Origin of the sequence: Streptomyces pyxinae (genome assembly GCF_024756275.1) — a bacterium.
Lineage (GTDB): Bacteria > Actinomycetota > Actinomycetes > Streptomycetales > Streptomycetaceae > Streptomyces > Streptomyces pyxinae.
In genome coordinates, this window is sequence record NZ_JANUGQ010000009.1 from 142,473 (window position 1) to 169,099 (window position 26,627).

The 26,627-nt window shown below is 73.3% G+C and carries 28 protein-coding genes and 5 tRNA genes; 7 read left to right on the forward strand and 26 right to left on the reverse strand.

Annotated features, from left to right (window positions below):
- Nucleotides 1-44: 44 nt before the first annotated feature.
- Both NX801_RS13135 and NX801_RS13140 read right to left on the reverse strand, forming a co-directional pair.
- Nucleotides 45-254, reverse strand: a complete 210-nt coding sequence (locus NX801_RS13135; RefSeq protein WP_258787788.1) for a hypothetical protein — start codon at nucleotides 252-254, stop codon at nucleotides 45-47.
- Nucleotides 255-904: 650 nt separating this feature from the next.
- Nucleotides 905-1,186 carry an acylphosphatase gene (locus NX801_RS13140; protein ID WP_258787789.1) on the reverse strand — a complete coding sequence of 94 codons (282 nt, stop codon included), beginning with the start codon at nucleotides 1,184-1,186 and terminating at the stop codon, nucleotides 905-907.
- 212 nt (nucleotides 1,187-1,398) lie between these two features.
- Between NX801_RS13140 and NX801_RS13145 the strand changes: the two genes are divergently transcribed.
- Nucleotides 1,399-2,367: a CAP domain-containing protein gene (locus tag NX801_RS13145; RefSeq protein ID WP_258787790.1), complete on the forward strand. Its 969-nt coding sequence runs from the start codon at nucleotides 1,399-1,401 to the stop codon at nucleotides 2,365-2,367.
- A gap of 105 nt (nucleotides 2,368-2,472) precedes the next feature.
- Here the strand turns inward: NX801_RS13145 and mutM are convergent, their stop codons facing one another.
- The 9 genes from mutM to NX801_RS13190 form a co-directional block, all read right to left on the reverse strand.
- The gene (mutM, locus tag NX801_RS13150) at nucleotides 2,473-3,333 is read right to left on the reverse strand and encodes a bifunctional DNA-formamidopyrimidine glycosylase/DNA-(apurinic or apyrimidinic site) lyase (protein WP_258787791.1); all 861 of its coding nucleotides are present in this window, start codon (nucleotides 3,331-3,333) and stop codon (nucleotides 2,473-2,475) included.
- A 331-nt stretch (nucleotides 3,334-3,664) separates the two neighbouring features.
- Nucleotides 3,665-4,501, reverse strand: a complete 837-nt coding sequence (gene rnc / locus NX801_RS13155) for a ribonuclease III (RefSeq protein ID WP_258787792.1) — start codon at nucleotides 4,499-4,501, stop codon at nucleotides 3,665-3,667.
- Between the two features lie 8 nt (nucleotides 4,502-4,509).
- Nucleotides 4,510-4,683, reverse strand: a complete 174-nt coding sequence (gene rpmF, locus NX801_RS13160) for a 50S ribosomal protein L32 (RefSeq protein ID WP_258787794.1) — start codon at nucleotides 4,681-4,683, stop codon at nucleotides 4,510-4,512.
- A 2-nt stretch (nucleotides 4,684-4,685) separates the two neighbouring features.
- A complete protein-coding gene (locus NX801_RS13165) occupies nucleotides 4,686-5,324 on the reverse strand; it encodes a YceD family protein (protein ID WP_258787904.1) in 639 nt (212 codons plus the stop codon).
- 203 nt (nucleotides 5,325-5,527) lie between these two features.
- Entirely contained in the window at nucleotides 5,528-6,643 is a 1,116-nt protein-coding gene (locus NX801_RS13170) for an ATP synthase subunit B family protein (protein ID WP_258787796.1), read from the reverse strand.
- Nucleotides 6,644-6,765: 122 nt separating this feature from the next.
- Complete coding sequence (gene coaD / locus NX801_RS13175) at nucleotides 6,766-7,245, reverse strand: pantetheine-phosphate adenylyltransferase (RefSeq protein WP_258787905.1); 480 nt, start codon at nucleotides 7,243-7,245, stop codon at nucleotides 6,766-6,768.
- Between the two features lie 38 nt (nucleotides 7,246-7,283).
- Complete coding sequence (rsmD, locus tag NX801_RS13180) at nucleotides 7,284-7,904, reverse strand: 16S rRNA (guanine(966)-N(2))-methyltransferase RsmD (protein WP_258787797.1); 621 nt, start codon at nucleotides 7,902-7,904, stop codon at nucleotides 7,284-7,286.
- A 296-nt stretch (nucleotides 7,905-8,200) separates the two neighbouring features.
- Nucleotides 8,201-10,462, reverse strand: coding sequence for an ATP-dependent DNA helicase RecG (gene recG / locus NX801_RS13185; protein ID WP_258787798.1), 2,262 nt, complete (start codon nucleotides 10,460-10,462; stop codon nucleotides 8,201-8,203).
- Nucleotides 10,463-10,612: 150 nt separating this feature from the next.
- Complete coding sequence (locus NX801_RS13190; protein ID WP_258787799.1) at nucleotides 10,613-12,355, reverse strand: DAK2 domain-containing protein; 1,743 nt, start codon at nucleotides 12,353-12,355, stop codon at nucleotides 10,613-10,615.
- A 281-nt stretch (nucleotides 12,356-12,636) separates the two neighbouring features.
- Between NX801_RS13190 and rpmB the strand changes: the two genes are divergently transcribed.
- Nucleotides 12,637-12,822, forward strand: a complete 186-nt coding sequence (rpmB, locus tag NX801_RS13195; RefSeq protein ID WP_003957616.1) for a 50S ribosomal protein L28 — start codon at nucleotides 12,637-12,639, stop codon at nucleotides 12,820-12,822.
- A gap of 280 nt (nucleotides 12,823-13,102) precedes the next feature.
- Here the strand turns inward: rpmB and thiD are convergent, their stop codons facing one another.
- A complete protein-coding gene (gene thiD, locus NX801_RS13200) occupies nucleotides 13,103-13,924 on the reverse strand; it encodes a bifunctional hydroxymethylpyrimidine kinase/phosphomethylpyrimidine kinase (protein ID WP_258787906.1) in 822 nt (273 codons plus the stop codon).
- Nucleotides 13,885-14,859, reverse strand: a complete 975-nt coding sequence (locus NX801_RS13205; RefSeq protein ID WP_258787805.1) for a thiamine-phosphate kinase — start codon at nucleotides 14,857-14,859, stop codon at nucleotides 13,885-13,887. Before NX801_RS13205 ends, thiD begins: the two co-directional genes overlap by 40 nt.
- A 375-nt stretch (nucleotides 14,860-15,234) precedes the next feature.
- Between NX801_RS13205 and NX801_RS13210 the strand changes: the two genes are divergently transcribed.
- Both NX801_RS13210 and NX801_RS13215 read left to right on the forward strand, forming a co-directional pair.
- The gene (locus NX801_RS13210) at nucleotides 15,235-15,468 is read left to right on the forward strand and encodes an Lrp/AsnC family transcriptional regulator (RefSeq protein ID WP_258787807.1); all 234 of its coding nucleotides are present in this window, start codon (nucleotides 15,235-15,237) and stop codon (nucleotides 15,466-15,468) included.
- 20 nt (nucleotides 15,469-15,488) lie between these two features.
- Nucleotides 15,489-15,968, forward strand: coding sequence for a DUF3515 domain-containing protein (locus NX801_RS13215; protein WP_258787808.1), 480 nt, complete (start codon nucleotides 15,489-15,491; stop codon nucleotides 15,966-15,968).
- A 266-nt stretch (nucleotides 15,969-16,234) separates the two neighbouring features.
- Here the strand turns inward: NX801_RS13215 and NX801_RS13220 are convergent, their stop codons facing one another.
- The 3 genes from NX801_RS13220 to NX801_RS13230 form a co-directional block, all read right to left on the reverse strand.
- Nucleotides 16,235-17,383 (reverse strand): D-alanine--D-alanine ligase family protein, encoded by a 1,149-nt coding sequence (locus NX801_RS13220; RefSeq protein WP_258787809.1) that lies wholly within the window; start codon nucleotides 17,381-17,383, stop codon nucleotides 16,235-16,237.
- A 135-nt stretch (nucleotides 17,384-17,518) separates the two neighbouring features.
- Nucleotides 17,519-18,529, reverse strand: coding sequence for an NAD(P)H-dependent glycerol-3-phosphate dehydrogenase (locus NX801_RS13225; RefSeq protein ID WP_258787810.1), 1,011 nt, complete (start codon nucleotides 18,527-18,529; stop codon nucleotides 17,519-17,521).
- The gene (locus NX801_RS13230; RefSeq protein ID WP_258787811.1) at nucleotides 18,526-19,278 is read right to left on the reverse strand and encodes a lysophospholipid acyltransferase family protein; all 753 of its coding nucleotides are present in this window, start codon (nucleotides 19,276-19,278) and stop codon (nucleotides 18,526-18,528) included. Before NX801_RS13230 ends, NX801_RS13225 begins: the two co-directional genes overlap by 4 nt.
- A 170-nt stretch (nucleotides 19,279-19,448) precedes the next feature.
- Between NX801_RS13230 and cofC the strand changes: the two genes are divergently transcribed.
- Entirely contained in the window at nucleotides 19,449-20,123 is a 675-nt protein-coding gene (cofC, locus tag NX801_RS13235) for a 2-phospho-L-lactate guanylyltransferase (RefSeq protein ID WP_258787812.1), read from the forward strand.
- A 208-nt stretch (nucleotides 20,124-20,331) separates the two neighbouring features.
- The gene (locus NX801_RS13240) at nucleotides 20,332-20,535 is read left to right on the forward strand and encodes a hypothetical protein (protein WP_258787813.1); all 204 of its coding nucleotides are present in this window, start codon (nucleotides 20,332-20,334) and stop codon (nucleotides 20,533-20,535) included.
- A 158-nt stretch (nucleotides 20,536-20,693) separates the two neighbouring features.
- Here the strand turns inward: NX801_RS13240 and NX801_RS13245 are convergent, their stop codons facing one another.
- The 4 genes from NX801_RS13245 to leuC all read right to left on the reverse strand — a co-directional run bounded on the left by NX801_RS13245 (nucleotide 20,694) and on the right by leuC (nucleotide 24,172).
- Nucleotides 20,694-21,371 (reverse strand): HU family DNA-binding protein, encoded by a 678-nt coding sequence (locus NX801_RS13245; RefSeq protein ID WP_258787814.1) that lies wholly within the window; start codon nucleotides 21,369-21,371, stop codon nucleotides 20,694-20,696.
- Between the two features lie 151 nt (nucleotides 21,372-21,522).
- Nucleotides 21,523-21,750 (reverse strand): SCO5555 family protein, encoded by a 228-nt coding sequence (locus NX801_RS13250; RefSeq protein WP_258787815.1) that lies wholly within the window; start codon nucleotides 21,748-21,750, stop codon nucleotides 21,523-21,525.
- A gap of 390 nt (nucleotides 21,751-22,140) precedes the next feature.
- Entirely contained in the window at nucleotides 22,141-22,734 is a 594-nt protein-coding gene (leuD, locus tag NX801_RS13255; RefSeq protein ID WP_258787816.1) for a 3-isopropylmalate dehydratase small subunit, read from the reverse strand.
- A gap of 7 nt (nucleotides 22,735-22,741) precedes the next feature.
- Nucleotides 22,742-24,172, reverse strand: a complete 1,431-nt coding sequence (gene leuC / locus NX801_RS13260) for a 3-isopropylmalate dehydratase large subunit (protein WP_258787817.1) — start codon at nucleotides 24,170-24,172, stop codon at nucleotides 22,742-22,744.
- Between the two features lie 182 nt (nucleotides 24,173-24,354).
- Between leuC and ndgR the strand changes: the two genes are divergently transcribed.
- Nucleotides 24,355-25,071 (forward strand): IclR family transcriptional regulator NdgR, encoded by a 717-nt coding sequence (ndgR, locus tag NX801_RS13265; RefSeq protein ID WP_058942291.1) that lies wholly within the window; start codon nucleotides 24,355-24,357, stop codon nucleotides 25,069-25,071.
- A 226-nt stretch (nucleotides 25,072-25,297) separates the two neighbouring features.
- Here the strand turns inward: ndgR and NX801_RS13270 are convergent.
- The 6 genes from NX801_RS13270 to NX801_RS13295 all read right to left on the reverse strand — a co-directional run bounded on the left by NX801_RS13270 (nucleotide 25,298) and on the right by NX801_RS13295 (nucleotide 26,588).
- A tRNA-Glu gene (locus NX801_RS13270) sits at nucleotides 25,298-25,370 on the reverse strand.
- Nucleotides 25,371-25,387: 17 nt separating this feature from the next.
- Nucleotides 25,388-25,459, reverse strand: a tRNA-Gln gene (locus NX801_RS13275).
- Nucleotides 25,460-25,475: 16 nt separating this feature from the next.
- A tRNA-Glu gene (locus NX801_RS13280) sits at nucleotides 25,476-25,548 on the reverse strand.
- Nucleotides 25,549-25,608: 60 nt separating this feature from the next.
- A tRNA-Glu gene (locus NX801_RS13285) sits at nucleotides 25,609-25,681 on the reverse strand.
- Nucleotides 25,682-25,702: 21 nt separating this feature from the next.
- Nucleotides 25,703-25,774: transfer RNA gene (locus tag NX801_RS13290), tRNA-Gln, on the reverse strand.
- Between the two features lie 94 nt (nucleotides 25,775-25,868).
- The gene (locus NX801_RS13295) at nucleotides 25,869-26,588 is read right to left on the reverse strand and encodes an HAD family hydrolase (RefSeq protein ID WP_258787819.1); all 720 of its coding nucleotides are present in this window, start codon (nucleotides 26,586-26,588) and stop codon (nucleotides 25,869-25,871) included.
- Nucleotides 26,589-26,627 lie beyond the last annotated feature (39 nt).

Genomic DNA, 26,627 nt, shown 5'->3' on the forward strand with positions numbered 1-26,627 from the left:
CTCGCGAGAGTGTTTCTCACCGTGCCCCGGCTGCGCCGGCGGGGTCAGGTGAGCGCAGGCTCCGCCTTGGGTACGTCGATGTCGATGCCGTTGAGCAGCGACTCGCTCCGAGCGGCGGCGTTCAGCGCGTCATTCTCCGACTGGATTCGTACCAGCTCGGACTCCAGGTCCTGGACGCGCTGCTGAAGCCGTCGCATCTCGGCGAGGAGTCGCGGGTCGGAACCGCCGACGTAACCGAGAAGCGCCTTTGCCATGACTGATGGTCCTCCACACTGAGTGACCGACCGATGCGGTTGTGGTCGTGAGGGATCCGCACCCGCGATGCCCGGTGGGCCGAGGTGAAACCGCTGTTCTTGTCACCGGACAGCAGGGGTGCGCGGGGCTTTCAGCGTCTCACCAAAAAGTTTGACGGTCAACACGATCACGCCGCGCATCGCCGGGCAACCGGGGGGTTTGCGGACCGTCGTCCCGACGGCCCCACCTCGCGCGCGGCACCCGTGAGCGGTAAGGGCCCGACCTGCCGGCCGGGTACTCATCTGTTCACTCGCTGCCGCGCAGCCTGGCACGGCGACCCGTTTCTTGGCAACCACCAGGTCTTCTTCGCTTCGCCCGCCGGTCGCCTCCGGTCGCCCGCGCCCGCCGCCCCGATCACCCGGCGCCACCGCCCCGGTCGTACGCGGACGGCCGCGAGCGGCACCCCGGGGCGCCGCGCTCCGGCCGGCGGGGCCCGCGCATGTGGCGCGAATCACCCGATCACCGGCGATCCGCCCGGCCCCACGGTGGCCCGCCCCGGGCGCCGGGGCCGGCCGGGCACCGGGGGTCGGCGGGATCAGCCGGGCCCAGCGGGGTCAACCGGTCACCGGATCGATGAGTCAACGGATCAAGGGGCCAGTGGACCGGCCGATCAACGGGTGACGAAGCCGTCGTAGCCACCGCGCGGGGCGTCCCAGATCTCGGTGACGCCGTCGACCCGGCCCGGGGTGTCCTCGGAGCGAAGCCACTCCAGCAAACGGTGGCAATTCTCACTCGGCCCCTCGGCCACCACCTGCACCCTGCCGTCCTCAAGATTCAGGGCGAAGCCGGTCAGACCGCCGATCTCCAAAGCGTTTGCCCTGGTGAACCAGCGGAAGCCCACTCCCTGTACTCGGCCGCGCACCCAGGCGACGAGTCGTGCGTCTGCGTTCATGGCTGCACGCTAACCGGCCAATGTCTTCCGGCACACGTCGCCCTCGCGCCTCATGGCGTACAGTCCCGACGCAATGAGGCTCACCCGTTCGGGGGAGCGCAGAGAGGCCGCGCCGACCCGCGGACGTACCGGTGCGGACGGGGTGTCCCCGGCACCGGCGGCCGTGGGACCCGCAGGTCTCACCAGTACCAGGAAGCAGGAAGGCAGAGCAGATGGGACGCCATCGCCGCTCCGGCGCCGCCCCCGCCGACGCGCACCCGGCAGGTTCGCACGGCGGCGGTACGCTCCGGAGGAAGAAGCCGGTCGTGCCGGTACGCACCGGTCTGCTCGGCGCCTCCGCCGCGATCGCGGTCGGCGCGGTGGCGGTCGCCTCCGGTCTGCTGCCCGGCGGCGACTCCTACGACATCGGCGGCGGCCCGTCCGGTGAGCAGGTGCGCACCGGCATGCCCGAGCTGCGCACCCAGGGCGGGACCGGTGACCTGCGGGCCTCCGACCGCGCGTCCGCCCCGGCGAGCCGGGGTGCCGACCGCTCGGCACCCCCCGGCCAGGCATCCGCCTCCCCGTCGGCCAGGCCCTCCGCGTCGGCGCCGTCCGCCTCCGCCCCCTCCTCCTCGGCGTCCGCCATCCCGAAGAGCCCGGCGAAGCCCTCCACCACTCCCCCGAAGAGCCGTACCGCCGAGCCGGTACGGCCGAAGCAGCCCGAGGCGCGCCCGGAGCGCACCAGGAGCGCGGCCCCGTCCCGTACGGCGACGGCGGCGCCCAGCCGTGAGCCGGCCGGCACCCCCTCGGCAGGCAGCGGCCGGGAGCAGGCGGCGGAGGCGGCGGTGCTCACCCTGGTCAACGCCGAACGGGCCAAGGTCGGCTGCTCCCCGCTCCGCTTCGACCCCGATCTGGCGGCCCTGGCCGGGGCGTTCAGCCGGGACATGGCCAAGCGGGACTTCTTCGCCCACACCTCCCCCGACGGCGCCTCCCCCTGGGACCGCGCGGCCACGGCCGGCGTCAGCGGGCTCGGCGCCGAGAACATAGCCCGCGGCCAGGCCGACGCGGAGGCGGTGATGGCCACCTGGATGACCAGCGAGGGCCACCGCGCCAACATCCTGAACTGCGACTACACCCGCCTCGGCGTGGGCGTCCACTTCGGTGACGGCGGCCCCTGGTGGACCCAGGACTTCGGCTTCTGAGCCTTCTGCGGCTTCCGGGCACCTCCCCGCACGCACCACCTCCGCACCCCCGGGCTCCGGCCCCGGTCACCGCACGTCCCGTGACCGGGTCCGGGGCGCGCGCCGTCAGGCTGTCGTACGGGGTGGCCGCTGGCAGTGGGGGCAGTAGTAGCTGGAGCGGTTCATCCAGGGACGGCGGCGCATGAGGGTGCCGCAGCGGCGGCAGGGGAGGTTCTCGCGCCCGTAGGCGTCCAGGGAGCGGTCGAAGTAGCCGGACTCGCCGTTCACATTGACGTACAGGCTGTCGAAGCTGGTGCCGCCGACGGCGAGGGCGGCGTTCATCACGTCCCGGATGTGGCCGAGCAGCTCGGCCGTGCGGGGGCGGGTGAGGGTGGCGGTCGGGCGGTCGTAGTGGAGACGGGTGCGCCAGAGGGCCTCGTCGGCGTAGATGTTGCCGACCCCGCTGATCAGCGACTGGTCGAGCAGGGCGCGCTTGACGGTGGTGCGGCGCAGCCGGAGGGCGGTGTGGAAGGCGGCGTCGTCGAAGGCCGGGTCGAGCGGGTCGCGGGCGATGTGTGCGATGACGTCCGGCAGCCCGTCCGGGGTGTTGTCGTGGAGCGAGAGGCCGCCGAAGGTCCGCTGGTCGACGAAGCGCAGCTCGGTGCCGAGCGGGTCGTCGAACCGGAACCGGACGCGCAGGTGCTTCTCGTCCGGGGCGTCCTCGGGCTGGACCAGCAGCTGGCCGCTCATGCCGAGGTGGCCCAGGACGGAGGCGTCGGTGTCGGCGAGCGGCAGCCACAGGTACTTGCCGCGCCGCCGGGCCGTGCCGAAGCGGTGGCCGACGAGCCGGGCCGCGAAGTCGTCGCCGCCGGCCTCGTGGCGCCGGACCGCGCGCGGGTGCATCACCTGCACGACGGCCACGGTCCGGCCGCTGACCCAGCGTTCCAGGCCGCGGCGGACGACTTCGACCTCGGGCAGTTCGGGCACGGCGGGCGCTCCTCGGAGGGCTGGACGGGTACGCGGCGGTGGGCGGCTGCCCGGCGGCCGGGCGGAAACCGGTGGGCAGTCGGACGCCTGCCCGGACGAGCGGATACCCGGCGGCCGGGCGGGCACCCTCCGGAAGGACGGACACCCCGCGGGGACGGACACCCGGCGGTCCCGGCGGGAAGCCCGGACCGGGAGCCGGGCCGGGAGCGCCGGTGGCGGGCGCCCGGTGAAACCTGGTCGAACTTGGTGGAACCGGGGGAACCCGGTCGGAACCTGGGGAAAGCGAAAGCCCCGCCGCGCTGGGTGCGCGGCGGGGAGGGAAGCGGTCCGGTCAGGCCGTGGCCGGACCGGCGGCCGACGGGGAGGGCGAAGAGGTGTCGGCGGCCTCTTCGCCGGCAGCCTTCGCCGCCGCCTCCCGTTCGTCCGCGGCGGCCCGGATGGCCCGCCAGGCGGACTCCGCCGCCTGCTGTTCCGCTTCCTTCTTGCTGCGGCCGGTGCCGATGCCGTACGAGACACCACCGACGCGGGCGGCAGCAGTGAAGGTCTTCTCGTGGTCCGGGCCGGTCTCGCTGACCAGGTACTCCGGAACCCCCAGGCCCTCGGCCGCGGTCAGCTCCTGGAGGCTGGTCTTCCAGTCCAGGCCGGCGCCGAGGTTCGAGGACTTCTCGATCAGCGGGTCGAAGAGCCGGTGGACCAGCTCGGAGGCCGCGTCGAGACCCCGGTCGAGGTAGACCGCACCGATCACCGCTTCGAGTGTGTCGGCGAGGATGGACGCCTTGTCCCGGCCCCCGGTGCCCTCTTCGCCCCGGCCGAGCCGGATGAAGGAGCCCAGTTCGAGGCCACGGCCGACCTCCGCCAGCGCACGAGAGTTGACCACCGCGGCCCGCAGCTTGGCCAGCTGGCCCTCGGGCAGGTCGGGGTGGGTGCGGTACAGCGTGTCGGTGACCACCAGGCCGAGCACGGAGTCCCCGAGGAACTCCAGCCGCTCGTTGGTGGGCAGACCGCCGTTCTCGTACGCGTACGAACGGTGGGTCAGCGCACGCACCAGAAGGGCGGACTCAAGGGTGTACCCGAGCCGCCCTTCCAGAAGCGTGTGGGACGAGGCCGTGTTCTCCGCCTGCTTCTTGGCGTCATCCGCCGTTTTGTGGCCAGACACGGTGCCTCTCACCAGCCCGCTCAGACCGAGAGGACCTGGCGCTTGTTGTACGTGCCGCAGCTCGGGCACGCGATGTGCTGCAGCTTCGGCTCCTGGCAGCGCTCGCACGCAACCAGGGTGGGGACCGCAGCCTTCCACTGCGACCGGCGGTGGCGCGTGTTGCTGCGCGACATCTTCCGCTTCGGAACAGCCACGGCTACTTCTCCTGCTTCTCGTCGACGCCAGGTTCGGCGCCGCTCATGTTGTCCTTCTCACCGGTTCCGAGTGAACCGGCGAGTCCCTGCAGAGCCGCCCAACGGATGTCGACGGCGTCGTGATGGTGGTCCGGGTTCTCGTTCAGACCGATCCCGCACTCGGGGCACAGTCCGGCACAGTCCTCCCGGCACACCGGCTGCATCGGCAGTGCGAGCACCGCCGCGTCCCGCAGCACGGGTTCGAGGTCGAACATGCCGTCCTCGAGCGGAATGATGTCCTCGTCCTCGGCGTCGTCGCCCGGCTCCGCGTGCTTGGCGCGGCCCCGGTCGTCGGCGTCGGGGTACGAGAACATCTCCTGGAAGTCCGCCACGACCTCACGGCGCAGCGGCTCCAGACACCTTACGCACTCCCCCTCGGCGGTCGCACGGGCGGTACCCGTGACGAGCACCCCTTCCATGACCGACTCCAGGCGGAGCTCCAGCTCCACGGGCGCGCCCTGGGGCACGCCGATGACGCCGTCCAGGCCGAGGTCGGCCGGGGCGTCCACCGTGCGGGTCAGCCGCTGGAGGGCACCGGGACGCCGACCCAGCTCGTGTGTGTCGAACACGAGGGGGTTGCGGTGGTCGAGGCGCGTACTCAGGGCTCTTCCTGCTTTCGGTTGCGTTGCGGAGGGCGTCGTGCGGTCGGCATGCGGTGCGGCCGGGAACCCCGCGCCGGGCGCACCGGGAGGGTGGACCTGGCCGAAGCGGGCAGCGGCGAGCGCGGACGTACGCGCGACCGAAGGACCAGGATACTGGACACCCCGCCGGGGACCCAATCCGGTCCCGGGGGCCGGTCCGGGGATCAGCCCCGGCCCTGCTCGTAGCGGCGGAGCTGGTCCAGGTCGATCATGCTCGTGTCGAAGAAGCTGGTCTCGTCGAGCGCGCCCGGCTGCTGCTGCCGTGCCCCCTGATCGGAGGGCGTCTGGGAGTGCGGCTGGGACTGGGGCTGGTGCGGCTGCTGGGCGTAGCCGTAGGGGTCGTGGGACTGCGGGTAGCCCTGGCCGTACTCCTGGGCCGGGTACGCGTAGGGGTCCTGCTGGTACGCGTACGCCTCCTGGGCCGGGGCCGGCGGCTGGGCCGGGAGCGCCGGGTGGCCGTACGTGCCGGGGTCCGGGTCCGGGGCGTGCGCCGGCTCGGCGGGCGCCGGGGGCGCGGACGGTGACGACAGCGACGGCGATCCGGTGGCGGCGGCGGGCTCGGCGAGACCGGCCAGGTAGTCGGCGTCGGAGGTGTGCGCCCGGGAGGCGCCCGCGGCGTCCTGGGCGGCCAGGTGGGCGCCGAGCTCGTCGGTGGCGATGCGGCCGTGCAGCTTCTGGCGGCCGCGGCCGACGGCCTCCAGGGTCTTGGAGAGCACCGCCTCGAAGGCGCCCAGCTTGGCGTCGACATAGGAGTCGGCGCGCTGGATCAGCTCCCGGGGGTCGGCGCTGTACTCGGGGGCGTCCTCGTCGGCGTACCCCTGGGCGTCGAGACCCGGCCCCCGGCCGAGGAGCTTCTCCCGGCCCCGGTCGACCGAGCCGATGGTCTTGGTGAGCACCACCTCGAAGTTGGCCAGCTTGGAGTCCACGTACTCGTCGGCCTCGGCGCGGACCTCCTCGGCCTCCCGGCGGGCGTCGGCGAGGATGCGGTCGGCCTCCTCCCGCGACTGGCGGGCGACCTGGGTGTCGGAGATCAGCGAACCGCGCTCGGAGTGGGCGGCGGCGATGATCCGCCCGGCCTCCCGGCGGGCCTCGTCCAGCAGTTGCTCGCTGCCGCCGATCACTTCCTCGGCCCGCGCCAGCGCGCCGGGCAGGGCCCGGCCCATCTCGTCCAGCAGGGCGAGCAGTTCGGCGCGGTTGACCACACAGGAGGCGGACATGGGCATGGACCGGGCGCCCCGGACCGTCGACACGATCTCGTCGAGCTTCTTCTGCACGTCCACCGTGTGCTCGCCACTTCTCTCGGCCGGATTGGAGACGGACGGCACGACTGTACGGCCAGTCGGCGCCGCTCCGGGCCACGGGCGACGGGCCCCGGCCGCTCCCCGGCCGCCCGCCGTCCGGCTCAGCGCCCGGCGAGCCTGCGGACCAGGGCCTCGTGGACGGCCGGGGGCAGCAGGTGGGATACGTCGCCGCCCCAGGCGGCCACCTCCTTGACCAGCGAGGAGGAGAGGAAGCTGTAGGTCGGGTTGGTGGGGACGAAGAGCGTCTCGACCCCGGAGAGCCCCATGTTCATCTGGGCCATCTGGAGTTCGTAGTCGAAGTCGCTGACCGCCCGCAGTCCCTTGACGATGGCCGGGATGTCCCGCTCCTTGCAGAAGTCCACGAGCAGCCCGTGGTGGGACTCCACCTGGACGTTTCCATGGTCGCGGGTGGCCTCGCGGATGAGCTCCATCCGCTCCTCGACGGTGAACAGTCCCTGCTTGGACTTGTTGACCATGACGGCGACGTGCACCACGTCGTAGAGCCGGGAGGCCCGGGCGATGATGTCCAGATGTCCGTTGGTGATCGGGTCGAAGGACCCCGGACAGACGGCTCGGCGCAACTGAAGTCCCTCGCTCTCGGATCCGGTCGTCATACGGCTCACCCTGCGTTCTCGCGGTCCGCGCTGTCACCGTGCTCGTCGCGATCTTCGTTTCGGGAGGCGGCGCGACCGTACCAAAACGTGCCCTCGCCGTACCGCCGGGACCGCAGTGGAGTGAACCCCTCCGGCCAGGCGAATTCCCCGCCCCGGGTGGCGCGCTCCACGGTGATCAGCGCCTCCTCGGCGAGCCAGCCCCGGGTGCGCAGTGTGAGCAGGATCTCGCGGAGCTCGTCGTCGGAGACGGCGTACGGCGGGTCGAGGAAGACCGCGTCGTACGGCTCCGCCGGCGGCTCGCCCGCGACGACCTGCTCGGCCCGGCCGGTGCGCGCCTCGGCGCCGGGCAGGGCGAGGCTCCGGACGTTCTCCCGGACGGTGCGGGCGGCGCGGCCGTCGGCCTCCACCAGCAGCGCGTGGGCGGCGCCCCGGGACAGCGCCTCCAGGCCGACCGCGCCCGAGCCGGCGTACAGGTCCGCGACCCGGATGCCGTCCAGCGTGCCGAGGAGCGCCTGCCAGGTGGAGAAGAGGCCCTCGCGCGCCCGGTCGGAGGTGGGGCGGGTGCCGTTGCCCGGCGGCACGGCCAGGCGGCGTCCGCCGGCCGCTCCGGCGATCACGCGGGTCATCAGCCTCGTCCTCGTCCTTCTGGTGCTCGGTCCCGGGGGGCCCGGGGCGGATGGTGGCTCCGGGGTCCGGGGTGCCGGTCCAGGGGTGCGGTGTCCACGATATGGGCCGGTGCGCGGGCGCCGCCGGTCGGGCCCCGGCACGGGCGCCCCGGGCGGGCCGGCCGATCAGGCCCCGGGGTCTGATCGGCCGGCCGCGCCGTGGGCCGCCCGGCCCAGGGGCAGCGGGCGGCCCGGCAATGGGCCCCGGTGCCGGGCCGCCCGGCGGGGGCCGGGTCCGGCGACGGCTCGCCTCTGGGTCAGCCCTTGTCGAGGTACTGCTCCCGCTCCTGGTCCAGCAGGGCGTCCAGGGCGGTACGGAGGGCGGGGAACCGCTCCAGGGCGGGGTCGGCTGCGACCACGGCGGCGGCCTCCTCGCGGGCGGCGGCGATCACCTCCTCGTCCTCGATGACGGCCAGCATCCGCAGGCTGGACCGGGCGCCGGACTGGGCCTGGCCCAGCACATCGCCCTCCCGGCGCTGCTCCAGGTCGATCCGGGAGAGCTCGAAGCCGTCCAGGGTGGCGGCGACGGCGGCGAGCCGCTGCCGGGCGGGGGCGGGCTCGGGCGCGTCGGTGACCAGCAGACAGAGACCGGGCGCGGAGCCCCGGCCGACCCGGCCGCGCAACTGGTGGAGCTGGGAGACGCCGAACCGGTCGGCGTCCATGATCACCATCGCGGTGGCATTGGGGACGTTGACACCGACCTCGATGACGGTGGTGGCGACCAGGACGTCCGCGTCACCCGCCGCGAACCGGCGCATCACCGCGTCCTTCTCGTCGGCGGGCATCCGGCCGTGCAGCACCTCCACCCGCAGCCCGGCGAGCGGGCCCTTGGCGAGCTGGTCCGCGACCTCCAGGACGGCGAGCGGCGGCCGGCGCTCGCCGTCGTCCCCGGAGCCGGAGCCGGACCCGTCCCCGGCTCCTGCGCCTGCTCCTGCTCCTGCTCCTGCTCCGGACGGCTTCTTTCCCGGCTCGTCCTCGCCGTCCCCGATGCGGGGGCAGACCACATACGCCTGGTGGCCGTTCTCCACCTCCTCGCGCACCCGGTCCCAGGCGCGGGCCAGGAAGTGCGGCTTGTCGCGGGCCGGCACCACATGGCTGGCGATCGGTGAGCGGCCCGCCGGGAGCTGGTCCAGGACGGAGGTCTCCAGGTCCCCGAAGACGGTCATGGCCACCGTGCGGGGGATGGGGGTCGCGGTCATCACCAGCAGGTGCGGGGTGTGCTTGACGCCGTTGGCCCCGCCCTTGCCGCGCAGGGCGTCGCGCTGCTCCACGCCGAAGCGGTGCTGCTCGTCCACGACGACCAGCCCGAGGTCGTGGAACTGGACCGTGTCCTCGATCAGCGCATGGGTGCCGATGACGATGCCCGCCTCGCCGGTGACCAGGTCCAGCAGGGCCTGGCGGCGGGCGGCGGTGCCCATGGAACCGGTGAGCAGCACGACCTTGGTGGCGTGCTCGGCGCCGCCGAGCATCCCGCCCTCGGCCAGCTCGCCCATCATCTCGGTGATCGAGCGGTGGTGCTGCTGGGCGAGCACCTCGGTGGGGGCGAGCATGGCGGCCTGGCCGCCGGCGTCCACCACGGCGAGCATGGCCCGCAGGGCGACCATGGTCTTGCCCGAGCCGACCTCGCCCTGGAGCAGCCGGTGCATGGGATGGTCGGTGGCGAGGTCGCCGAAGATCTCGGCGGAGACCTTCCGCTGGCCCTCGGTGAGGGTGAAGGGCAGCCGGGCGTCGAAGGCGTCGAGCAGTCCGCCGGGCGACGGCTTCCGGGCCACGGCCGCCAGCTGGGTCTCGGCGTGCCGGCGGCGGGCCAGGGCGACCTGGAGGACGAACGCCTCGTCCCACTTCAGCCGGGCGCGCGCCTCCTCGATGTCGCCCTTGCCGCGCGGCCGGTGGATCTTGTGCAGGGCGTCCGGCAGATCGATGAGGCCCCGGCCCTCCCGGAGGGCGGCCGGCAGCGGATCGGCGGCCTCCCGGGCGCGGGGCAGCACGGTGTCCACGGCCTTGGAGATCTTCCAGGACTCCAGCTTGGTGGTGGCGGGGTAGAGCGGGATGAGCGCGCCGGCCCAGGCGTCCACGGCCTCCCCGTCGTCGCCGCGCAGCAGCTCGTAGGCGGGGTGGGCGAGCTGGAGCTTGCGGTTGAACAGGGACACCTTTCCGGCGAACATCGCGCGGGTGCCGGGCAGCAGGTCCTTGTGCGGCTTGTGCACGCCCTTGCCGAAGAAGACGAGCTGGAGCCGTCCGCTGCCGTCGGTGATGGTCACCTCCAGACGCTGGCCGCGTCCCCGGGCCCCGTTGAAGGTGTGCACCCGGGCGTCGGCCACCTGCGCCACGACGGTGACGTGCTCGTCCAGCGGGAGTTCGGCGAGCGAGGTCAGCTCGCCGCGTTCGGCGTAGCGCCGGGGGTAGTGGTGGAGGAGGTCCCCGACCGTGCGCAGGTCGAGGTGCTCGGCCATCACCTTGGCGGTGGCGGCTCCGAGCGGTGTCTTGAGGGGTTCGTCGAGCGCGGGCACGTTCCCCATTGCACACCACGCCACCGACAGGCACCGGCAGTCGGGCGCCACCTGGGGAAATCGGCGGCCGGCGCGATCGGCACGGACCGGCCGCGGAGCCCACGGCCGCCGGGCCGTACCCGGACGACGCCGCACGGCCGGTGGCTCACCGCCGGCGTTTCACTCCACCCCGACGAGCAGCAAGGGGGCCGAGGAGCCACCGGGGTGCACCATGGTGTCAACCGCCAGATGGGTGGCCCGGACGTGTTTCTCCAGATCCTCCGCCAGCGTCTCCGGGGCGTCGTCCGCGACCACCAGGGTGACGAGTTCCCCGCCGCCCGAGAGCATCCGGTCGAGGAGTGTCCGGGCGGTCGCCGCCGGGTCCTCCCCGATGACGGCCACATCGCCGTCGATCAGGCCCAGCACGTCCCCGGCCTGGCAGACACCGGCCGAGGTGAACGACCGGTGCTCGGCCACCGCCAGCTCGCCGTACCGGGTGGCCCCGGCGGCGGCGGTCATGGCCACCACGTCCTCGTCGAAGCCCCGGCCCGGTTCGTGCACCGCGAGGGCGGCGATGCCCTGGACGGCGGCCCGGGTCGGGATGACGGCCACCCGCACCCCTTCCGCCCGGGCCTGCTCGGCGGCGGCCGCGGCGGTGTGCCGCAGGTCAACGGCGTTCGGGAGCAGAACCACCTCGCGGGCGTGCGCCCGGCGCACGGCATCCACCAGTTCCCCGCTGGCGGGCGGTTCGCCGGGCCGGGCCAGCACGGTGGTGGCACCGGCCGCCGCGCACAGCTCCGCGAGCCCCTCCCCCGGTACGACCGCCACGACGGCCCGCCCGGCCGGCTCCGGGCGCGGCGGGTTCCGGTCCCCGAAGTGGGTGATCCGGATGCGGTACGGGCGTCCCGCCTCCACCCCGGCCTCCACGGCGGCTCCGGCGTCGTCCACATGCACATGGACGTTCCACAGCCCGTCGCCGCCGACCACCACCAGCGAGTCCCCGAGCCCGTCGAGCCGGCCGCGCAGCCGGTCCACCGCCGTTTCCTCCGCCTCCAGCAGGAAGATGACCTCGTACGCCGGGCCGCCGGCTGTGTCGCCGTCGGCCTCGCCCTCCCCGTCGGCCCCGCCGCCGCTCTCGATCCCGCCGCACGCCCCCTCCGGAACCCCGGCAGGTCCCGGCACGGCGGCCCGGTGCGCGGGGCGCGACCGGTCCTGGGCGGGCGGCGCCTCACCGGTCACCGCCGCCAGCAGCGCGCCCAGCACGGCGACCAGGCCCCGGCCGCCCGCGTCCACCACCCCGGCCCGGTGCAGGGCGGGCAGCTGGCCGGGGGTGGCGGCCAGCGCGGCGCGGGCGCCCTCGTACGCGGCCCGGGCGACCCCGGCCAGCCCGCCACCGGCACCGGCGGCCTCGTGCCCGCAGGCGGTGGCGGCGGCGGAGGCGACGCTCAGGATGGTGCCCTCCACCGGGTGGGCCACGGCGCCCCGGGCGGAGGCGGCGGCCCGCCCGAGCGCCCGCGCCAGCCGCTCCCCGCCGGTCCCCGGACCGCCCCCGGCCCGGGGCTCGCCCCGCTCGTCCTCCGCCAGCACCTCGGCCATGCCGCGCAGCAGCTGGGCGAGGATGGTGCCGGAGTTGCCCCGGGCGCCGATGAGCGCGCCGTGCGCCATGGCCCGTACCGCGTCGGCCGGCGCGGGCACGGCGGGCACCGTCAGTCCGGTGGCGTGCGCGGTGAAGACGGCCTCCACGGCCTGGGCGGCGGACTCCACGGTCAGATAGAGATTGGTCCCGGTGTCGCCGTCCGCGACCGGGTACACATTGATGGCGTCGATCTCCTCGCGCTCCCGGCCGAGGGCCTCCAGCGCCCGGGCGCACCAGGCGCGTACCAGCGGGGCGTCGAGAGTCTGCGACACCTGGTCAACCTCCATGAGGGGCCGGTGGGGCCGGTGGGGCGGCGACGGGAACGGTCCGGAAGGGCGCGGGCCGCCCAGCAGGGTAGACCCGGCGCGGGGCCGCCCGGCGGGCCGGGGCCGGGAGGGGCGCTGAGCCGATCGTGGTAGTTTCGTTCCAAGGACGCAGCCGTTGTATGCTGCTCCGGTTGCCCGATGAGAGTCGGGCCATTCCCCCGGCAACGCCCTTCAGTCACTAGTGATCTGATCCGGCACGCCGGATTTCACTGTACGTGCATCTGAAGTCTTTGGAGTGACCCGTGGCTGCCAACTGCGACGTCTGCGGCAAGGGGCCGGGCTTCGGCAACAACATTTCGCACTCGCACCGCCGTACGTCTCGTCGCTGGAACCCGAACATCCAGCGTGTGCGTGCCGTGGTCGGTCGGACGCCGAAGCGGCTCAACGTCTGCACCTCGTGCATCAAGGCCGGCAAGGTCTCGCGCTAAGGGCCACTCCCCGCGTCCGCGGGGACGATCCCGCCGACGCCTCGTCGTAGCGCAGCCCCTGCGGTTGCCTTGAAGGGCCGGTCCACCTCGGTGGGCCGGCCCTTTGCCGTATCCGAAACCCCTGCCGTACGCGCGGCCCGCTCGCTCGCCGCCGTACCCGGAACCGTCCGCCGTACCGGGAGGCCGGTGGGACACGGCCGCGAACCCAGCGACCGGTAGGCCGACGGGGCCGCCTCCCCGGCGGCCCCGCTGTCCCCCGTCCTCCGGCGCCGGTCGTCGCTCAGCGCCACCGCCAGCCGTGGTCCACCGGGCCGATGCCGCCGCCCAGGGCGAACCCGGCGGCGATGGCCCCGGTGACGTACGCCTTGGCCTCGGTGACCGCCTCCGGCACGGACAGGCCCTTGGCGAGCCCGGCCGCCACCGCCGAGGCGAGTGTGCAGCCGGTGCCATGGGTGTGCCGGTTGTCGTGGCGGGGCGCGCGCAGCCAGTGCTCCTCGGAGCCGTCGGTCAGCAGGTCCACCGCCTCCCCGGCGAGGTGGCCGCCCTTGATCAGCGCCCAGCGCGGCCCGTACGCCAGTATCGCGGCGGCGGCCCGGGGCAGATCCGCCTCGTCCGCCACGGTCACCCCGGTCAGCTGGGTGACCTCGTCCAGATTGGGCGTGGCGACGGTGGCGGCCGGCAGCAGTCGCGTTCGTACCGAGTCGAGCGCGGAGGCGGCCAGCAGCGGGTCGCCGTGCTTGGACACCCCCACCGGATCGACCACCACCGGCGCGTCGGTGCCGGCCAGCAGCTCCGCCACCGCCTCCACCAGCGGGGCGGAGGCGAGCATGCCGGTCTTCACGGCGCCCACCCCGATGTCGTCCACCACACTGCGGTACTGCGCCCGGACCGCCTCCACCGGCAGTTCCCAGGTGCCCTGGACGCCCAGCGAGTTCTGCGCGGTGACGGCGGTGAGGACGCTCATCCCGTGGGTGCCGAGCGCCAGCATGGTCTTCAGATCGGCCTGGATGCCGGCGCCGCCGCCCGCGTCGGAGCCGGCCACGGTGAGCACCAGCGGCGGTGTCACAGGTCCTCCCCGGACGCGTCGCCGAAGTGGTCCCAGCCGCCCGCCGCGTGCCAGGGCGCGCCGTCCACGGTGACCTGGGGCAGCGCCGAGGGGTTCAGCACCTCGCCGATCACCTTCCAGCGGGCGGGCAGCTTCACATCGGCCGGGAAGGTGGCCACGATGGCGTGGTCCTCCCCGCCGGTCAGCACCCACTGGAGCGGATCGACGCCCACCGCCTGCCCGATGTCGTTCATCTGGGTGGGGATGTCGATGAGCCCGGACCGCAGGTCGATCCGGACCTTGCTGGCCTCCGCGATGTGCCCGAGGTCCGCGATCAGCCCGTCGCTCACATCGCACATCGCGGTGGCGCCGAGTCCGGCGGCGGCGGGGCCGGCGTGGTACGGCGGTTCGGGCCTGCGGTGGGCCTCCACGAAGGCGCGCGGCGAGCGGAAACCGCGCTTGAGGACGGCGTAGCCGGCGGCGGACCAGCCCAGCCAGCCGGTGTACGCGACCACGTCGCCGGAGCGGGCGCCGCCCCGGGTGACCGGCTCGTGGTTGCGGAGGTCGCCGAGGGCGGTGATGGAGACGGTGATGGTGTCCCCGCGCACCACGTCCCCGCCCACCACCGAGGCGCCGGCCACCTGGCACTCGTCGCGCAGTCCGTCCATCAGCTCGGTCGGCCAGGTCACCGGCAGTTCGGCCGGGACGACCAGGCCGAGCAGCAGCGCGGTGGGCACCGCGCCCATGGCGGCGATGTCCGCGAGGTTCTGCGCGGCGGCCTTCCGTCCCACGTCATAGGCGGTCGACCAGTCCCGGCGGAAGTGGCGGCCCTCCAGCAGGATGTCCGTACTGGCCACCACACGCCGGTCGGGCGCGGCCACGACAGCGGCGTCGTCGCCCGGTCCGACGCGTACCGCCGGGGTGAGGGTGAGCCGGGAGGTCAGCTCCCTGATCAGCCCGAATTCCCCCAACTCTCCGACCGTGCCCTTCACCGAGGTTCACCTCTCCATGCCGTCGTGTGCGTCGTCGTGTCGTCGTATGCCGTGTGTGCCGTACGTACCGTGCGTACCGCGTATGCCGAGCCCGCCGCGTACGCGGGGTACGCCGTTTCCGCCGCCCGCGCCGCCGGTGCGGTACGCCGCCACGCCGCCTCGGGCGGGGTCGCCGGGCGCGGGGCGTGGTGCGGCGCCGTACCGCCCGGGCGTGCGCCGGTCCGCCGGAGCCGTCAAGCCCGCCGTCAACCCCGGGAGCCGCGCGCCGACCGCGCGCGCCATGGGGGGCGCGGGTCTCCCCGCCACCGGCGGCGACGCGGTACCGTGGCGTCCCTTTCTTCCCCACAAGATCCTCGTGGCCGCCCTGGAGGTTCCGTGGTACAGGCGTACATCCTGATTCAGACCGAGGTGGGCAAGGCGTCGTCCGTCGCCGAGACCATCGCCAAGATGCCGGGGGTGATCCAGGCCGAGGACGTCACGGGGCCGTACGACGTGATCGTGCGGGCCCAGGCCGACACCGTGGACGAACTCGGCCGGATGGTGGTCGCCAAGATCCAGCAAGTGGAGGGGATCACCCGCACCCTGACCTGCCCGGTGGTCCACCTCTAGCCCCCGTCTACGCTGGGCCGGTGACCTTTTCCCACCGGCTCCCCCGCTTTCTCTTCGCGGCCGCCGTCGTCCTGCCGGCGGCCGCGGGCTGTTCCTCCCCCGCCGACGCGGAGTGGACGGCCCCGGTCCCCCGGCCGCCGGCCGCGGAAGCCACCCTGTGCCATGCCCTGCACAAGGAACTCCCGGGGACCGCCGGGGGGCTGGACCGGAACGACCCGGCACCGGATTCCGAACTGACCGCCGGGTGGGGGGACGGGGCGATCGTACTGCGCTGCGGGGTCCCCCGGCCCCCCCGGATGAACGATCCGCAGGCGAACGCGGTCGAGGCGGACGGGGTCGACTGGTTGGTGGAGCAGCGGCCGGACTCCGGCCCCCGGCTCACCACCACCTACCGCAAGGCGTATGTCGAGGTGTCGCTGGACAAGCGGTACGCGCACGATGTCACCCCGCTCGCGGATCTCGCCGCCGCGGTGCGCGGGACGATTCCCTCCACCCTCTGAGCCCTCCCGGGCCGCCCCGGCCCGGCCGCCCCGCGCACGCCGGGCGCCCGTGCGAGCGCACCCGGGCCGCCGGTCGGTGCGACCGTACGGTTGTACCGCCGTACGACCGCCGGGCCCAGATCCGGCGGCGGAACGGACGGCAGGCCCGCACACCCGCGCGTCCCACGGGACGGACTCCCGTGGGACGCGCGGGACGGGACCCAGGACGGGGGCTCCCCGGGGCGGGACGGGTCCCGTGGGACGGGCTCCCGCCGGACGGGCTCCGGCTAGCGCAGGCCGGTCGGGCGGCGGAGGGCGGCCCGGATCAGCCGGTCGACCAGCTCCGGGTAGTCGACGCCGGACGCCTCCCACATGCGCGGGTACATGGAGATGGGGGTGAAGCCCGGCAGGGTGTTGATCTCGTTGATGACGAACTCGCCCTCGTCGGTGAGGAAGAAGTCCGCCCGGACCAGGCCCTCGCAGGAGGCCGCCTCGAACGCGGCGACCGCGAGCCGCTGGACCTCGGCGGTCTGCTCCTCGGTGATCGGGGCGGGCACCACTCCGGAGGCGGAGTCGATGTACTTGGCCTCGAAGTCGTAGAAGTCGTGATCGGTGACGGGCGGGATCCAGGCCGGCAGGCTGGCCCGCGGCCCGTCCTCGAACTCCAGCACCCCGCACTCGATCTCGCGCCCGGTGAGCAGCGACTCGACCAGGATCTTGGGGTCGTGGCGGTGGGCCTCCTCGATCGCCGCGTCCAGCCCGGAGGCGTCGTCCACCTTGGTGATGCCGAACGAGGAGCCGGCCCGGGCGGGCTTCACGAACAGCGGCCAGCCGTGCTCGCCGGCGAAGTCCACGATCCGCTGCCGGGCGGCGGCCGGGTCGCGCTCCCAGTCGCGCGGGCGGATGACCTCGTACGGGCCGACGGGCAGCCCGAAGGAGGTGAACACCCGCTTCATGTACTCCTTGTCCTGGCCCACGGCCGAGGCGAGCACACCGGCGCCGACGTACGGCACTCCGGCCAGCTCCAGCAGACCCTGGAGGGTGCCGTCCTCGCCGTACGGGCCGTGCAGCACCGGGAAGACCACGTCCACGTCGCCGAGGACCTTGGGCACCGAGCCGGGCTCGCTGTAGACCACCTCGCGGTTGCGCGGGTCGACGGAGAGGACGACCGAGCCCTCCTCGGACTCGGCCAGCTCGGTGACGCTGGGCAGCTCCCGGCCGGTGATCGCCATGCGCTCCGGTTCGTCGGCGGTCAGCGCCCAGCGGCCGTCGTGCGTGATGCCGATCGGCAGCACGTCGTACACGGACCGGTCGATGGCGCGCAGTACGGCGCCGGCGGTGACGACGGAGATGGCGTGCTCGGAGCTGCGTCCGCCGAAGACGACGGCCACGCGCGGCTTGCGCCCGGTGCTGGAGGGGAGGTTCTCGCTGCTCATATCGCGATGAGAGTACCCGTTCGACCGGCGAACGGGGACCTCCCCCACCGCGCGTGGCCCCGACCCGGGGGCATGCCGGGACCGACCCGCCCCGAGGTGCGGAGCGCGGCGGGTCGGGGGCCGGGCCCGGAGCGATCAGTGGCGCTCGGGCTTGGCGCTGCGCGACATCAGCTCCTTGAGCGCCACCAGGGGCGGCTTGCCCTCGTGGACGATGGAGACGACCGTCTCGGTGATCGGCATGTCGACCCCGTGCCGGCGGGCCAGATCCAGCACCGACTCGCAGGACTTGACGCCCTCGGCGGTCTGCTTGGTGACCGCGATCGTCTCCTGGAGGGTCATGCCCCGGCCCAGGTTGGTGCCGAAGGTGTGGTTCCGGGAGAGCGGCGAGGAGCAGGTGGCGACCAGGTCCCCGAGGCCCGCGAGACCGGCGAAGGTCAGCGGGTCGGCGCCCATGGCGAGGCCGAGCCGGGTGGTCTCGGCCAGGCCCCGGGTGATCAGCGAGCCCTTGGCGTTGTCCCCGAGGCCCATGCCGTCCGCGATGCCGACGGCGAGACCGATGACGTTCTTCACGGCGCCGCCCAGCTCGCAGCCGACCACGTCGGTGTTGGTGTACGGGCGGAAGTACGGGGTGTGGCAGGCGGTCTGGAGCCGCCGCCCGACCTCCTCGTCGCGGCAGGCGACGACGGCGGCGGCGGGCATCCGGCCGACGATCTCCCGGGCCAGATTGGGTCCGGTGACCACGGCGACCCGGTCCGGGGAGACCCCGGCGACCTCCTCGATCACCTCGCTCATCCGCTTGGCGGTGCCGAGTTCGACGCCCTTCATCAGCGAGACCAGCACGGTGTCCGGGGCCAGCCGGGGCGCCCAGGCGGCCAGGTTCTCCCGGAGGGTCTGGGAGGGGATGGCGAGGACGGTGAAGTCGGCACCGGCCGCCGCCTCGGCGGGGTCGGTGGTGGCCCGCAGCGTCGCGGGCAGTTCGACGTCCGGGAAGTAGTCCGGGTTGACGCGGTCGTTGTTGACCGCGTCGGCGATCTCCTTGCGGCGGCCCCAGAGGGTCACCCGGCAGCCCGCGTCGGCGAGCACCATGCCGAAGGCCGTTCCCCAGGAGCCGGTGCCGTAGACGGCGGCCGTGACGGGGTGTGTCACTTCGCTTCCTCCCCCGCGGCCCTGCGCCGCTGTTCCAGACGGGCCCTGCGGTAGTCGTAGGGCCGGGCGGGTGCCTTCTCGTTCCGCACCTCCTCCAGGAGGGCGGTGATCGCCGCCATGATGGCCTCGGTCGCCTCCCGGAGCACCTCGGGGGTCGGCTCCTTGTCGTAGAACCGGTCGAGGTCCACCGGGGCTCCGGCCCGCACGGTCAGGGTCTTGCGGGGGAAGAGGCGGAGCTTGTCCTGCTTGGCGTACGGCGGCATGGCCAGGTTGGCGCCCCACTGGGCGACCGGGATGACCGGCGCCCTGGTGAGCAGGGCGACCCGGGCGGCGCCGGTCTTGCCGGCCATCGGCCACATGGCGGGGTCCCGGGTGAGGGTGCCCTCCGGGTAGAACGCGACGCACTCGCCGCTCTCGATGGCGGCGACGGCGGCGCGGAAGGCGTCCAGGGCGTTGGTCGTCTCGCGGTAGACCGGGATCTGCCCGGTGCCGCGCAGCACCGCGCCGACGAAGGAGCCCTTGAAGAGCGCCGCCTTGGCCAGGAAGCGCGGGACCCGCCCGGTGTTGTACTGGTAGTGCGCGTACGAGAGCGGATCCAGGTACGAGTTGTGGTTGACGGCGGTGATGAATCCGCCGTCGGCCGGAATGTGCTCCACTCCCTGCCAGTCCCGCTTGAACAGAACCACCAGCGGCGGTTTTGCGATGACCGCCGCCAGGCGGTACCAGAAGCCGATTCTGCGGCGGGACACTCGGACACCTTCCTCTGTCACTGGCTTGCCGGGGGTCAAGTGTCGCCCCGGCCCCCAGGTATGTCGAGCAACACCGTACGCCCCGCCTCCCCCACCGGCGTCGCGGGCCGGGGCCGCCACCGGCCGGGGGGCGCCGCGCGGGGATCGGCGCAGGCACCACAATGAGGCCGATGCAGAAGGACGGAGAGCTTCCCACGACGCCCGGCCCGGCCGGCCCCTGGTCCCTGGTCGTACCGCTGAAACCGCTGGCGCTGGCCAAGAGCAGGCTGGCCGGCGCCGGGCCCGGAGCGCCGGACCGGCCGGGGCTGGCGCTGGCGTTCGCGCTGGACACGGTGGCGGCGGCGCTGGCCTGCCCGGCGGTACGGGATGTGGTGGTCGTCACGGACGACCCGGCCGCCGCCGGTCCGCTGGCCGCGCTGGGCGCCCGTACGGTGGCCGACCGGCCGGCGGCGGGGCTCAACGCGGCCCTGGCGCACGGGGCGGCGGCGGTGCGGGCCCGGCGGCCGGACGCCCCGGTGGCCACGCTCAACGCCGACCTCCCGGCCCTGCGGCCCGCCGAACTGTTCCGGGTGCTCGGGGCGGCCGGACAATTCCCGCGCGCATTTCTGGCGGACGCCGCCGATATCGGAACGACTTTGCTGACCGCGGCGCCCGGAGTGGAATTGCGCCCGGCTTTCGGCGGGGCGTCACGGCTGCGCCATTTGTCGTCGGGCGCGGTGGAAATCGGGATCTCCGGAGTCGACTCGGTACGCCGGGACGTGGACACCGGCGACGATCTGCGGGCGGCGCTCGCCCTGGGAGTGGGGCCGCGCACCGCCGAGCGCTGGGCCGCGTACGCCGGTTAGGGCCCCGGTCGGAGAACGGTCCGGGCGCGGTCCGCGTGCACCGGTGGGCCGGGGTCCGTGCGCGCCTGGACCGGGGCCCGGGCAGGGCCGGGGCATGCCCGGTGGGCGCGGGGGCCGGGGCCCGCGTCGGCGGTGGGCGCAGGGGCCCGGCAGGGCGCCGCGTACGCCGGTCGGGCCGGGCCCGGGTGCGCCGGTTAGGCTGCGGTTCATGCAGGCGACCGCGTACACATACGACCCCGAGACCCGCAGCGGGAGCGTGCTGCTCGACGACGGCACCCCGGTGGACTTTCCGGCCGCCGCCTTCGACGCGGGCGGGCTGCGGCTGCTGCGGCCGGGCCAGCGGGTGCGGATCGAGACCGAGGGCGAGGGCTCCGCGCTGCGGATCACCCTGGTGACGCTCCAGACCTTCTGACCGCGCCTTCCGACCGCCGGCCGCCGGAGGCGCGCGGGTGGCCGGACCCGGGCGGTCACGGTGTACGGCGCCCCGGCACACCGCGGGCCGGGCTCCCCGGAGGGAGCCCGGCCCGGCGTGTGAGCGGCTGCGCGAGCTGTCGCCGTGTGCTCCGGCGGTTACTTCGCGGTGCGCGAGGCGCTGGTCTTCTTGGCGGTCGCGGTCTTGCGCGCCGTGGTCTTCTTGGCCGGCGCCTTCTTCGCCGTGGTCTTCTTCGCGGGCGCGGTCTTGGTGGCGGTGGCCTTCTTGGCGGCGGTGGTCTTCGCCGGCGTGGCCTTCTTGGCCGCCGCGGTGGTCTTCTTGGTGGCCGGGGTGGCCTTCTTGGCGGCGGTGGCGGCGGCGGTCTTCTTCGCCGCGGCGGCGGGAGTGGCCTTCTTGGCGGCGGCCTTCTTCGCCGCGGCGGCGGTGGTCTTCTTGGCGGCGGCCTTCTTGGCGGCGGCCTTGGCGATGGTGGGCGGCGGGCCCGAAAGGCTGCCCTTGGGCGCCTTCTTCACCGAGACCTCGCCACCCTTGGGCAGCTTCTTCGAGCCGCTCACCAGGTCCTTGAAGCCCTGGCCCGCGCGGAAGCGCGGCACCGAGGTCTTCTTCACCCGGACCCGCTCACCCGTCTGCGGGTTGCGGGCGTACCGCGCCGGGCGGTCGACCTTCTCGAACGAACCGAAGCCGGTGACCGAGACCCGGTCACCGGCGACGACGGCCCGCACGATCGCGTCGAGCACGGCATCTACGGCGTCCGCGGCCGGCTGCCGGCCACCGAGCTTGTCGGCAATCGCTTCTACGAGCTGCGCCTTGTTCACGTCTTCCCCTTCGGAGACATTGCCGGAACGAAAGTGTTCAAGCTTTTCGCACGTTAGGCAGATATTTACCGCAAATCAAACACGAAACGGGCTAATCACCCTAGTGCCGCAACGAAGTCCCGAAAGCCGCGACCCGTGCGGAGTTGGAGTGTTAGTCACCTTCAGGGAATCGGCCTTCGTCGAGGTCCTTCATCAACCGGTCCAGGCGCCTTGCGGCACCCGCGAGATCGTGCTTCGCCGCGGCCGTGACGACCAGCAGCTTCCGGGACAGCGCCATCCTTACGCCCTCCGGGACTTGCAGTGCGCGCACTCGGGAGTGCGCTTCTTTCAGTCGGGCCGCGACCGCCTCATAGAGTTCGAGTTGGCTGTCGCGTTCCATGCCTCGATTGTGCCATCTGGGGCGAGTTGTCGCCTGCTTAGGGTCTAACTGGCCTGTCGCGGGGGCGGATCGGGCCCTGCCCGACCCCTCCACCGGCACCCCGGTGTTCCACCTCAAACTCCTTGCTCAGAAGGGTGGTTGGGCCCGCTTCCGACGGCCGGTGAGGCGCGTCGGCGGACCGTCCGGACGCCTCCGCCGACTGTCAGCCGGATGGCGGCGCACTGTCGTTCGGCTGCTCCGCAAGGTCTGTTTCACGCCAACCTACCGACGCGAGCCGGGACGAGCCAGAGGCAGGGCCGTACGGACGACGATGCCCCCGGCCGGAAGTCGGCCGGGGGCATCGGGGGAAGGCGGGGCGCCGGGCGGGTCGGGCCCGGGCGCCGGAGGGGGTCAGATGGTCAGCGTGCGGGGTTTGTGGGTGGGTCGGGTGGCCTCGTAGGCGGTGATCTGGTGTTCGTTGTGGAGGGTGATGCTGATGTCGTCGAGGCCGTTGAGGAGGCGCCAGCGGGCGTTCTCGTCGAGGTCGAAGGCGGCGGTGATGCCCGGGGCGTGGACCTGGCGGGTGTGGAGGTCGACGGTGACGGGGGTGGTGGGGTCGGCTTCGGTCAGGGCCCACAGGGCGTCGATGGTCTCCTGGGCGAGGACGACGGTGAGCAGGCCGTTCTTGAGGGAGTTGCCGCGGAAGATGTCGGCGAAGCGGGAGGAGATGACGGTTTTGAAACCGTAGTTCTGCAGGGCCCAGACGGCGTGTTCGCGGGAGGAGCCGGTGCCGAAGTCGGGGCCGGCGATCAGGACGGTGGCGCCCTGGCGTTCGGGGTGGTTGAGGACGAAGTCGGGGTCGCGGCGCCAGGCCTCGAACAGGCCGTCCTCGAAGCCGTCGCGGGTGACTTTCTTCAGCCAGTGGGCGGGGATGATCTGGTCGGTGTCGACGTTGCCGTGGCGCAGGGGGACGGCCCGGCCGGTGTGGGTGGTGAAGGCTTCCATGAGGTTCTCAGACTCCGGCGGTGGCGGGGGCGGCGGCTTCGGTGAGGTCGGCGGGGGAGGCGAGGTGTCCCAGGACGGCGGTGGCGGCGGCGACCTGGGGGGAGACCAGATGGGTGCGCCCGCCCTTGCCCTGGCGGCCTTCGAAGTTGCGGTTGGAGGTGGAGGCCGAACGCTCCCCGGGGGCGAGTTGGTCGGGGTTCATGCCCAGACACATCGAGCACCCCGCGTGCCGCCATTCCGCCCCGGCGGTGGTGAAGACCTGGTCCAGGCCCTCTTCGACGGCCTGGAGGGCGACGCGTACGGAGCCGGGCACGACGAGCATCCGCACCCCGTCGGCCACGCGGTGGCCGGCCAGCACGGCGGCGGCCGCGCGCAGGTCCTCGATACGGCCGTTGGTGCACGAGCCGACGAAGACGGTGTCCACCCGGATCCCGCGCAGCGGCTGCCCGGCGCTCAGGCCCATGTAGTTGAGGGCCTTCTCGGCGGCCAGGCGCTGCGAGGCGTCTTCGTACGATGCCGGATCGGGGACACAGGCGGAAAGCGGGGCGCCCTGGCCGGGGTTGGTTCCCCAGGTCACGAACGGCGCCAGCGCGGCGGCGTCGATGACCACCTCGGCGTCGAAGACCGCGTCCGCGTCCGTGCGCAGCGTCCGCCAGTAGGCCACCGCCGCCTCCCAGTCCGCTCCCCGGGGGGCGTGGGGGCGGTCCTTGAGGTAGGCGAAGGTGGTCTCGTCCGGAGCGATCATCCCGGCCCGGGCACCGGCCTCGATCGACATGTTGCACACGGTCATCCGCGCCTCCATCGACAACCGCTCGATGGCCGGGCCCCGGTATTCCAGGATGTAGCCCTGGCCGCCGCCGGTGCCGATACGGGCGATGACCGCCAGGATCAGATCCTTCGCGCTCACCCCCTCGGGCAGTTCGCCCTCCACCGTGATCGCCATGGTCTTCGGGCGGGCCATCGGCAGGGTCTGGGTGGCCAGCACATGCTCCACCTGCGAGGTGCCGATCCCGAACGCCAGCGCCCCGAACGCGCCATGGGTGGAGGTGTGGGAATCCCCGCACACCACCGTGGTACCCGGCTGGGTCAGCCCCAGCTGCGGCCCCACCACATGCACCACACCCTGCTCGACATCGCCCAGCGGATGCAGCCGCACCCCGAACTCCGCGCAGTTCGCCCGCAGCGTCTCCAACTGCGCGCGCGAGACCGGATCGGCGATCGGCTTGTCGATGTCCAGCGTCGGGGTGTTGTGGTCCTCGGTCGCGATGGTCAGATCCCGCCGCCGCACCCGCCGGCCGTTCTGCCGCAGCCCGTCGAACGCCTGCGGACTGGTCACCTCGTGCAACAGATGCAGATCGATGAAGAGCAGATCCGGCTCGCCCTCCGCGCGCCGCACCACATGGTCGTCCCAGACCTTCTCCGCGAGTGTCCTACCCATCGCTTTCCCTCCGGCCGGCCGGATCGGCGCGGCACTTCTCAGAGACGTGTGGGCCCGCGTCCGTATCCCGCATTCCGGACGCCGGCGGCGATCCCTCGGTGGCAGGGCCGCGACTTCCAGAGTGGCAAGATCCCTGGAAAATTGAACTTGCGTTTCACAGAGTGAGACGGGAGTATCGTTTCATGGACAACTCTAGCGGCGTCGGCGTTCTCGACAAGGCAGCACTGGTTTTGAGCGCCCTGGAGTCCGGTCCGGCCACCCTCGCCGGGCTGGTCGCGGCGACAGGGCTCGCCCGGCCCACGGCCCACCGGCTGGCCGTGGCACTGGAGCACCACCGAATGGTGGCGCGGGACATGCAGGGCCGGTTCATCCTGGGCCCCCGGCTGGCCGAGCTGGCCGCGGCGGCCGGAGAGGACCGGCTGCTGGCCACGGCCGGACCGGTGCTGACCCATCTGCGGGACGTGACCGGCGAGAGCGCCCAGCTCTACCGCCGCCAGGGCGACATGCGGATCTGTGTCGCCGCGGCGGAGCGGCTGTCCGGACTGCGGGACACCGTGCCGGTCGGCTCCACGCTCACCATGAAGGCCGGCTCCTCGGCCCAGATCCTGATGGCCTGGGAGGAGCCGGAGCGGCTGCACCGGGGCCTCCAGGGCGCCCGCTTCACGGCGACCGCGCTCTCCGGCGTACGGCGCCGGGGCTGGGCCCAGTCGATCGGGGAGCGGGAGCCGGGTGTGGCCTCGGTCTCGGCGCCGGTGCGGGGGCCGTCGAACCGGGTGGTGGCCGCCGTCTCGGTCTCCGGACCGATCGAGCGGCTGACCCGGCACCCGGGCCGGATGCACGCCCAGGCGGTGATCGACGCGGCCGGCCGGCTGTCCGAGGCGCTGCGCCGCTCCGGCTGACCCGCCGCTCCGCTCCCCCGGCCGCGCACCGGCCGCCGGAGCGCCGGCCCACCGAGCCCTGCCGGCCCACCGTCTCAACGCCGCGGCAGTGGGCCGGACTTGTGTCCGGGCGCCCGGACGGAACGCTCAGGGGCGTACGTGTCCACGGGCGCGCCGGACACGCCAAAGGACCCGGCGCACCAAAAGGAGAAGCCCTCCCCGCACTGGGGAGGGCTTCTCCGTGACGTACCCCCGACCGGATTCGAACCGGCGCTACCGCCTTGAGAGGGCGGCGTGCTAGGCCGCTACACAACGGGGGCCTGCATCTTGCGACGCGCTGGGCTACCAGGACTCGAACCTAGACTAAATGAACCAGAATCACTCGTGCTGCCAATTACACCATAGCCCATGGTGGTTTAGACCAGTACCCCCGACCGGATTCGAACCGGCGCTACCGCCTTGAGAGGGCGGCGTGCTAGGCCGCTACACAACGGGGGCCCTAGCGATCCTGCATCGAGGTCACGGGTGCGACCTTGGTGACCTCGCGGGAAGGATCTGTACCCCCGACCGGATTCGAACCGGCGCTACTGCCTTGAGAGGGCAGCGTGCTAGGCCGCTACACAACGGGGGCTTTGCAGATGAGCTCTGCGAGCTGGCCTACCAGGACTCGAACCTAGACTAACTGAACCAGAATCAGTCGTGCTGCCAATTACACCATAGGCCACCAAAACTCAACCCTCTGCGAGGATCTTGTTCGGGTTTTTGACGCTTTCGGGGCTCCGGCCTTCCGGCCCGCTCCCCTCGGCGCAGGAAGAACATTACCCGAAGGTCTGCGGGGCTCCAAAACGGGTTCCTCCGCGCAGCACCCCCGGCAGCTGGGAGAGGTCGGTGATCCGGGTCAGCTCGGGGCGGCCGCCCCGGCCGGTCCGGTCCAGCCAGATGCCGGTGAGCCCCGCCTCCACCGCCCCGCGCGCGTCGATGTCCGGCTCGTCGCCGATGTACGCCACCTCGGCGGGCGGCAGCCCCAGGGCGTCGCAGGCGGCGTGGAAGGCGTCCGGGTGGGGCTTGGCGACACCCAGGTCGGCGGCGCAGAGCAGGGCCTCGAACCGGTCGCGCACCCCGAGCACCCGCAGCTTGCGCTCCTGGTTGATCAGCGAGGAGTTCGACAGCGCCGCGTGCCGGTAGTCGGCGGCCAGCAGGTCCAGCACCGGCAGGGTGTCCGGGAAGAGCTGCCAGGCGGCCTCGTAGTGGACGATGTACCGGTCGAACCAGGCGTCCGCCTCGGCGTCGGTGAGCGACAGGCCGAGGAAGGCGCGCACCCGGTCCCGGCGCTGGCCCGGCCAGTCGGTCTCACCGGCCGCGAACCGGGCGTAGTGGACCTCCGTCGCCTCCCGCCAGCGCAGCAGGGCGTCCTCCACCGAGCCGTGCCCCTGCTCCAGCCCCTCGGCGAGCAGATGCTGCCGCATCCCGGCCCGGTCGGCGCCGGCGTAGTCGAAGATCGTGTCGTCTATGTCCCAGAGAACCGCGCGGATCGGCATGCGGCCGACGCTACCCCGCGCGGGACGCGGACGGGGGCG

Excerpts from the sequence above, each read along its gene's own strand:
- cofC (WP_258787812.1), top strand. The coding sequence starts at position 19,449 with ATGCAGAAGGACGGAGAGCTTCCCACGACGCCCGGCCCGGCCGGCCCC.
- NX801_RS13240 (WP_258787813.1), top strand. The coding sequence starts at position 20,332 with ATGCAGGCGACCGCGTACACATACGACCCCGAGACCCGCAGCGGGAGC.
- leuC (WP_258787817.1), bottom strand. The coding sequence starts at position 24,172 with ATGGGTAGGACACTCGCGGAGAAGGTCTGGGACGACCATGTGGTGCGG.
- NX801_RS13190 (WP_258787799.1), bottom strand. The coding sequence starts at position 12,355 with ATGGAGGTTGACCAGGTGTCGCAGACTCTCGACGCCCCGCTGGTACGC.
- NX801_RS13145 (WP_258787790.1), top strand. The coding sequence starts at position 1,399 with ATGGGACGCCATCGCCGCTCCGGCGCCGCCCCCGCCGACGCGCACCCG.
- recG (WP_258787798.1), bottom strand. The coding sequence starts at position 10,462 with ATGGGGAACGTGCCCGCGCTCGACGAACCCCTCAAGACACCGCTCGGA.
- leuD (WP_258787816.1), bottom strand. The coding sequence starts at position 22,734 with ATGGAAGCCTTCACCACCCACACCGGCCGGGCCGTCCCCCTGCGCCAC.
- ndgR (WP_058942291.1), top strand. The coding sequence starts at position 24,355 with ATGGACAACTCTAGCGGCGTCGGCGTTCTCGACAAGGCAGCACTGGTT.
- NX801_RS13295 (WP_258787819.1), bottom strand. The coding sequence starts at position 26,588 with ATGCCGATCCGCGCGGTTCTCTGGGACATAGACGACACGATCTTCGAC.
- NX801_RS13140 (WP_258787789.1), bottom strand. The coding sequence starts at position 1,186 with ATGAACGCAGACGCACGACTCGTCGCCTGGGTGCGCGGCCGAGTACAG.
- rsmD (WP_258787797.1), bottom strand. The coding sequence starts at position 7,904 with ATGACCCGCGTGATCGCCGGAGCGGCCGGCGGACGCCGCCTGGCCGTG.
- NX801_RS13135 (WP_258787788.1), bottom strand. The coding sequence starts at position 254 with ATGGCAAAGGCGCTTCTCGGTTACGTCGGCGGTTCCGACCCGCGACTC.
- NX801_RS13220 (WP_258787809.1), bottom strand. The coding sequence starts at position 17,383 with ATGAGCAGCGAGAACCTCCCCTCCAGCACCGGGCGCAAGCCGCGCGTG.
- NX801_RS13250 (WP_258787815.1), bottom strand. The coding sequence starts at position 21,750 with ATGGAACGCGACAGCCAACTCGAACTCTATGAGGCGGTCGCGGCCCGA.